The organism is Caulobacter sp., assembly GCF_049283275.1.
GTDB lineage: Bacteria > Pseudomonadota > Alphaproteobacteria > Caulobacterales > Caulobacteraceae > Caulobacter.
Window position 1 is genome coordinate 1 of record NZ_JBAPVS010000002.1, and the last position, 6,696, is coordinate 6,696.

The following is a 6,696-nucleotide window of genomic DNA, read 5'->3' on the forward strand; positions in this document are numbered from 1 at the left end:
GCTCAGGATGAGGTTTTCCAATGCACGGCCTGCACTATGGTCCTCATCCTGAGCTTGTCGAAGGACGAGGACCACGCACCGCGCTGAACAGCAAACAGCCCTAAGCGGCCGCCAGCCGCGCCAGCACCACTCGCATCAGCGGGGCCAGCGGGATGTCGCCCGGCGCGGCGGGGTCGATCCAGGCCAGTTCCTCGATCTCGGCCAGAGCGGCGGCCTCGCCTTCGACCCGCGCCAGATAGGTCGCCGAGCGCACGGTGAAGCCGGGCTCGTTGGCGGCCGGCGCCTCGAAGGCGCCCAGCAAGGTGGCGTCGATCAGCCGGCAGCCGATCTCCTCTTCCAGTTCGCGCGCCAGGGCGGTCAGGTCGTCCTCGCCGGGCTCGCGCTTGCCGCCCGGCTTCATGAAGATCGCCGTGCCGCGCTTGCGCACCACCAACATCCGGCCAGCCTCGTCGCGGATCACGGCGGTGACGATGTCGATGGTGCGTGGGGTCATGAGCCCAGGCTAGCGGCGGCGGCGAGTCGCGTCGTTACTTCTCCACGGCCGTCAGGATGTGTTCGGTCAGCAGCTTTTCCGAAATCGCATGCGGCTGGCGGACGTTGAAGTTGGTGGTGGTGATCACCGCCACCAGGTCCAGGTCGGGCACGATGATCACCTTATTGCCGCCCGTGCCGCTCATCGCCCAAGCCTTGTGACCGGCAAAGGTCTGCAGCCAGATCAGATAGCCGTAGTCGGTGTCCTGCCGGGCGTTGGCATGCGGGCTGGTTGCGGCCTTCACGAAGCTGGCGGGAAGCACCTGCTTGCCGTTCCACTGGCCGCCATTGGCGTAGAGTTGGCCCAGCTTCAGCAGGTCGCGACTGGTCAGGCCCAGGCCGCCGCCGCCTTGGGCCAGGCCCAGGGGCGAGAACTGCCATTCAGGTTTGTCGATGCCCAGCGGCCCGAACAGCACCTTGTCGGCGAAGGCGGGCAGGGGCTGACCGACCGCGCCCTGGATCACCGCGCCCAGGGTGGTGACGCCGGCGGTGCAGTAGCTGAAGGCCCGGCCGTAGGGCGAGGCCTCCGGGCGCGGCGCCCAGGCGGTGAAGCCCCGCACCGGCAAGTCGCGATAGAAGCCGACCCAATCCTCGATCAGGTACATCCGCTCCTCGTTGCCGCGCGAATATTGATTGTCGTCGTCGCATTCGGCGATCGAGCTCATGGTCAGCAGATCCTCGACCGTGACCTTTTCCTTGCGCGGATCGGGATTGGCGACCGGCGTGCGGTCCTTCACATAGCGCGAGATCGGCGCGTCGACGCCGGGCAGGGCGCCCTGGGCGATGGCCGCGCCGGCCAGCATGGCGGTGACCGTCTTGGTGGTGGAGCGGGTGTTGCGGCGGGTCTGAACGTCGCCGTCATAATAGGCCTCGAACACCTGCTTGCCGTGGCGGGCGATCAGCACGCTGGTGATCTGCTGGAACTGGCCGGCCTTGATGGCGGCGGACATGGCCTGGAGCTTGGCGTCGGACATCCCCTCGGCGGCCGGCGCGGCGACAGCCATGTCGGAGGGCGCGGCGTAGGATGGCAGGGCTGCGAACAGCAGGGGCGCGGACAGGGCCAGGGCGGCGAAGGACAGACGCATCGCGAACAGATCTCCAAGCGGGACTGTTGTCCGTCTAGGCCGGGATCGCGCCGCCGTCTTGGATGTCTGAAACACGCGGTTCGATTTCCGGCAGGCGACGACCGCACAGGCGGGTGAATTCGCCGGGCGTAACGCCGTAGGCCTTCAGGAACTGACGGTTCAGGTGGCTCTGGTCGCAGAAGCCTGCGGCCAGGGCGATCTCGCCGATCGGATCGCGGCCGCGCATCAACAGGTCGGCGGCGCGTTCCAGCCGCCGTGCGCGCAGCCGTTCGCCGGGAGCCGCGCCCAGCCAGCGACGGTAGCCGCGCGCCAGATGCACCGGATGCACGCCGGCCGCCTGAGCCAGGTCGGACACGGCGATCGGCTGGTCGAAACTGTCGGCCAGGAAGGTCTCGGCCACGGCCAGCCATGGCGGCGGATGATCACCGTCGACGATCGGGGCCATGGCCTGGCTGGCCAACTCCAGGCCCAGGCTTTCCAGGGTGACCGGGTCGGCGTCGCGGCTCAACACGGTTCGGGTGAGGCGAAGGGCCGCGCGACGGGCGGCCGGGCCGGTCAGGCGCAGGGCGTCGACGGCGGTGCGGGTCGAGGCTTCCGACAGCGTCCGCCAGACCGGCGCCGCGAAGCTGACGGCCAGGAAGTAGCCGCCGGCGTCCACGAAGCGGTCGCGATGGATGACGCCGGGCGGATTGTAGACCAGCACGGGGCCCTCGGTCTCGGGACCCCAGGCGGTGGTCAGGTAGCGGCCGTGGGTGGCCAGCACGAAGTGCGCGTCGTCGTGGCTGTGCTCGTCGACCTTGTCGGCGGTGTTGGTGGCCAGCAGGTGGGCGACGCGGACGCCGTCCAGTTGCCGCTCGACGGTGGGCGCGCCGTAGAACCGCCCACTGGCGAAGGCGGTCCTCGACGCGGTCACTAGCCCAGCTTTTCCGCCGCCCAGGGCGCGAAATAGCTGATGATCCCGGCCGCGCCGGCCCGCTTGAAGGCGGTCAGGCTTTCCAGGATGGCGCGCTCCTCGTCGATCCAGCCGTTCATGCCGGCGGCCTTGATCATCGCGTACTCGCCCGACACCTGGAAGGCGTAGGTGGGCATGGCGAACTCGTCGACCAGGCGGCGGACGATGTCGAGATAGGGCATGCCTGGCTTGACCATGACCATGTCGGCGCCCTCGGCGATGTCCAGCATCACCTCGCGGATGGCTTCCTCGGTGTTGGCCGGGTCCATCTGGTAGGTCTTCTTATCCCCTTGGCCCGCCGCCAGTTTCGCCGAGCCGATCGCGTCGCGGTACGGGCCGTAGAAGGCCGAGGCGTACTTGGCCGCGTAGGACATGATCATCGTGTCCTGGAAGTTGGCGCCTTCCAGAGCCGCCCGCAGCTTGCCGATCCGGCCGTCCATCATGTCGGACGGGGCCAGGATGTCGGCGCCGGCTTCGGCTTGCATCAGGCCTTGCTCGATCAGCCGCTCGATGGTCGGGTCGTTGAGGATCTTGCCGCCCTCGACCACGCCGTCGTGGCCGTGGTCGGTGAACGGGTCCAGGGCCACGTCGCACATGATCCCGACCTCGGGGGCGGCGTCCTTCATGGCCTTGACGGCCCGGGGGATCACGCCGTCGGGGTCCGAGGCGATCGAGCCCGTGGCGTCCTTCCGGGCGCCGTCGATGTGCGGGAAGATGGCGATGGCCGGAATGCCCAGATCGCGGGCCCGCACGGCGGCCTTGGCGGCTTCCTTGACCGACAGGCGCTCGACGCCGGGCATCGAGGCGACGGGGATGGTTCCCTCGCCCTCGTGAACCACCATCGACCAGATCAGGTCGGACGGCGCCAGCGTGGTCTCGCGGACCGATCGGCGAATCCAGTCGGCCTGGCGCAGGCGGCGCAGGCGGGTGGCGGGGTAGGGGGCAAGCGGAGGCGTGGTCATGCCCCACGGTTTCGCGCGGCAGGCGGCGCGAGGCAAGGCGATTGGTTGCTTAAGGGCGCTGGTCGAGGTCGCGCCGGTCGTTCAGGGCGCGTAGCTGATGTTCTCGACACGGGCTTGTTGGGCGCCGTCGATGCGCTTCCAGACCTGCGCCTTGCAGATCAGGCCGCCCAGGACACAGCCCTTGGCCTTCATGGTGCGGGCGTCGATGAACTCGGCGGTGCCGACCAGGGTGACCTTCAGGGTGGGCACGAAGACCTTGCCGCGCATGGCGCCGTTCTTGGTCGGCTCGAAGTCGCGCAGCAGCTGTTGGCCGACCAGGGTGGTCAGGCCGCTCTTGCGCGCGTCGGCCTCGGCCTTCGGGCTGGCATAGACCACCGTGCCGCAGGTGCTGGTCCCGCAGTCCCTGATCGCCACGCGGACGTTGTCCTTGGGACCGGTCCAGACGCCAAGGTCGGCCGCTTGGACCGACGACACGGTGAAGAGCGCCGCGAGGGCGGCGAAAACAGCAATGAACTTACGCATGACAGAAAGACGACGCCTCCGATCACCGCGATTTAAACAGGGCGCGCGGGCAATCAAGGGCGGTGCGGCGTTTGGTTCCGATTTTTTTGCACTGCGGCATTCAAAATCGCCAAGTGGGATATGATTGACACAGTCGCCCGCACGCGGCAGGTCAGCGGCCAAGAAGGCGAGGGGTTCACTCTGCCCCGCTTGGGAGGATATCGCGCATGGATTTCGCGCTCAACGACGATCAGCGCGCCATTCAGGACATGGCCTCGGGCTTCGCGGCGGAACGCCTTGCCCCCAATTCCGCTGAATGGGACGAGAAGAAGCATTTTCCGGTCGACGTGCTGCGCGAGGCTGCGGGCCTGGGGTTCGCCGGCATCTATGTCCAGGACGACGTCGGCGGCAGCGGCCTGTCGCGCCTGGACGCCTCGATCATCTTCGAAGCCCTCAGCTATGGCGACGTGTCGACGGCGGCCTATCTGACCATCCACAACATGGCCTCGTGGATGATCGACCGGTTCGGCTCGGACGACCTGCGCCGGCGCTACCTGCCGCGCCTGACGACCATGGAGCTGATCGCCAGCTATTGCCTGACCGAGCCGGGCTCGGGTTCGGACGCGGCGTCGATGCGCACGACGGCGCGGCTGGACGGCGACCATTATGTGTTGAACGGCGGCAAGGCCTTCATCTCGGGCGGCGGGGTGTCGGACATCTATGTGGTCATGGCCCGCACCGGCGACGACGGCGCCAAGGGAGTCTCGGCCTTCGTGATCGAGAAGGAGACGCCGGGGCTCAGCTTCGGGGCCAACGAGCGCAAGATGGGCTGGAACAGCCAACCGACGGCGGCGGTGAACTTCGACGATTGCCGCGTGCCGGTCGCCAACCGCATCGGCGGGGAGGGCGAGGGCTTCCGCTTCGCCATGATGGGGCTGGACGGCGGGCGGCTGAACATCGCCTCGTGCTCGCTGGGCGGGGCCCAGTTCGCGCTGGACACCGCCAAGACCTATCTCGAGACCCGCAAGCAGTTCGGCAAGCCGCTGAAGGATTTCCAGGCCCTGCAGTTCAAGCTGGCCGACATGGCCACCGAACTGGAGGCCGCCCGCCTGATGGTGCGCAACGCCGCCGCCGCGCTCGACCGCAAGGACCCGGCCGCCACCAAGCTGTGCGCCATGGCCAAGCGCTTCGCCACCGACGCCGGCTTCCAGGTCGCCAACGACGCCCTGCAGCTGCACGGCGGCTACGGCTACCTGCAGGACTATCCGCTGGAGCGGATCGTCCGCGACCTGCGCGTGCACCAGATCCTGGAAGGCACCAACGAGATCATGCGGGTGATCATAGCGCGCGAGATGTTCCGCCAGTGAGCGGGCGCAAAACCCTCGTCCTTCGACAAGCTCAGGATGAGGGTTTTGAATGCCGCCGCCGAGCCAGTATGGCTTTCGCGCTCGCTGTAAGTAGCCCTCATCCTGAGCCTGTCAAAGGACGAGGGCGGTCCACGGATACCGCTCTATGAACGACCAACCCGAAGTCCTTGTCCGCGTTCAGAAAAACGTCGGCCGACTGACGCTGAACCGGCCTCAGGCGCTGCACGCCCTGACGCAGACCATGTGCGAGATCATGATCGCCGCCCTGCTGGACTGGCAGGAGGATCCCGAGATCTACATGGTCATCATAGACCATGCCGGCGAGCGCGGCTTCTGCGCCGGCGGCGACATCCGCATGCTGGCCCACAGCGGGGCGGGCGACGCCAAGGAAGCCCGGGCCTTCTTCCACACCGAGTACCAGCTGAACCACCTGCTGTTCACCTACGAGACCCCGGTGGTGGCGATGATGGACGGGGTGGTGATGGGCGGCGGCGTCGGGATCTCGATGCCGGCCCACTTCCGGATCGCTACCGAGCGCACGACCTTCGCCATGCCCGAGACCGGCATCGGCCTGTTCCCCGATGTCGGCGGCGGCTGGTACCTGCCGCGCCTGCCGGGCAAGGCGGGGCTGTGGCTGGCCCTGACCGGGGCGCGGATCAAGGGCGCGGACTGCCTGCGCCTGGGCATCGCCACCCACTTCGTCGAGTTCGGCGCCGTCGAGGGCCTGAAGAAGGCGATCATCGCCGACCCGCGCCGCATCGACGACATCCTGAAGAAATATCGGGCCGACGCCGGCAAGGCGCCGCTGGTCAGCTTCGAGCAGGACCTCAACCGCCTGTTCGTCGGCGACAGCGTCGAGCAGATCTTCGAGTTCCTGGAGGCCGACAGCAGCGACTGGGGCAAGGCCCAACTGGCCGTGATGAAGACCAAGTCGCCACAGACCCTGAAGGTCGCTTTCCGTCAGCTGGAGGCGGGAGCGGCGATGACCGACTTCGCCGACAACATGGCCATGGAATACCGGATCGGCTCGCGGGTGGTTCGGCGGCACGATTTCATCGAGGGCGTCCGCGCCGTGATCATCGACAAGGACAATGCGCCCCGCTGGGATCCGGCCACGCTTGAAGACGTCACCGACGTCATGTTGGATGAGATTTTCGCGCCTCTGCCGGCCGATCAGGAGTGGTCGCCGCTGACGTAGCGTGATTGCTGCGCTAGCCTGCGGGCAACAAGAAGACGTCGTCGGAAGGAATACCCATGCGTAAGCCGCTACTCAGCCTCGTCGCCGCGCTCGCCCTGGC

General features: G+C 67.7%; 7 protein-coding genes. 2 read left to right on the forward strand and 5 right to left on the reverse strand.

Translation table 11 applies throughout. The features are described 5' to 3' along the window. Window positions 1-100: 100 nt before the first annotated feature. The 5 genes from WAL33_RS00045 to WAL33_RS00065 all read right to left on the reverse strand — a co-directional run bounded on the left by WAL33_RS00045 (window position 101) and on the right by WAL33_RS00065 (window position 4,052). Window positions 101-493, reverse strand: a complete 393-nt coding sequence (locus tag WAL33_RS00045) for an NUDIX hydrolase (RefSeq protein ID WP_422177264.1) — start codon at window positions 491-493, stop codon at window positions 101-103. 34 nt (window positions 494-527) lie between these two features. Continuing rightward, window positions 528-1,616 carry a serine hydrolase domain-containing protein gene (locus WAL33_RS00050; protein WP_422177266.1) on the reverse strand — a complete coding sequence of 363 codons (1,089 nt, stop codon included), beginning with the start codon at window positions 1,614-1,616 and terminating at the stop codon, window positions 528-530. 34 nt (window positions 1,617-1,650) lie between these two features. Then, complete coding sequence (locus tag WAL33_RS00055; protein WP_422177268.1) at window positions 1,651-2,529, reverse strand: helix-turn-helix transcriptional regulator; 879 nt, start codon at window positions 2,527-2,529, stop codon at window positions 1,651-1,653. Beyond that, window positions 2,529-3,530 (reverse strand): porphobilinogen synthase, encoded by a 1,002-nt coding sequence (gene hemB / locus WAL33_RS00060; RefSeq protein WP_422177270.1) that lies wholly within the window; start codon window positions 3,528-3,530, stop codon window positions 2,529-2,531. Before hemB ends, WAL33_RS00055 begins: the two co-directional genes overlap by 1 nt. Window positions 3,531-3,611: 81 nt before the next feature. Beyond that, the gene (locus WAL33_RS00065) at window positions 3,612-4,052 is read right to left on the reverse strand and encodes a DUF2147 domain-containing protein (protein WP_422177272.1); all 441 of its coding nucleotides are present in this window, start codon (window positions 4,050-4,052) and stop codon (window positions 3,612-3,614) included. A 206-nt stretch (window positions 4,053-4,258) separates the two neighbouring features. On the opposite strand from WAL33_RS00065, the gene WAL33_RS00070 reads away from it, so the two are divergent. After that, window positions 4,259-5,398 carry an isobutyryl-CoA dehydrogenase gene (locus WAL33_RS00070; protein ID WP_422177274.1) on the forward strand — a complete coding sequence of 380 codons (1,140 nt, stop codon included), beginning with the start codon at window positions 4,259-4,261 and terminating at the stop codon, window positions 5,396-5,398. Between the two features lie 145 nt (window positions 5,399-5,543). After that, window positions 5,544-6,596, forward strand: coding sequence for an enoyl-CoA hydratase/isomerase family protein (locus WAL33_RS00075; RefSeq protein WP_422177276.1), 1,053 nt, complete (start codon window positions 5,544-5,546; stop codon window positions 6,594-6,596). Window positions 6,597-6,696 lie beyond the last annotated feature (100 nt).

What these genes read in the sequence shown, in the direction of transcription:
- WAL33_RS00045 (WP_422177264.1), bottom strand. Translation starts at nt 493, where the DNA reads ATGACCCCACGCACCATCGACATCGTCACCGCCGTGATCCGCGACGAG.
- WAL33_RS00050 (WP_422177266.1), bottom strand. Translation starts at nt 1,616, where the DNA reads ATGCGTCTGTCCTTCGCCGCCCTGGCCCTGTCCGCGCCCCTGCTGTTC.
- hemB (WP_422177270.1), bottom strand. Translation starts at nt 3,530, where the DNA reads ATGACCACGCCTCCGCTTGCCCCCTACCCCGCCACCCGCCTGCGCCGC.
- WAL33_RS00065 (WP_422177272.1), bottom strand. Translation starts at nt 4,052, where the DNA reads ATGCGTAAGTTCATTGCTGTTTTCGCCGCCCTCGCGGCGCTCTTCACC.
- WAL33_RS00070 (WP_422177274.1), top strand. Translation starts at nt 4,259, where the DNA reads ATGGATTTCGCGCTCAACGACGATCAGCGCGCCATTCAGGACATGGCC.
- WAL33_RS00075 (WP_422177276.1), top strand. Translation starts at nt 5,544, where the DNA reads ATGAACGACCAACCCGAAGTCCTTGTCCGCGTTCAGAAAAACGTCGGC.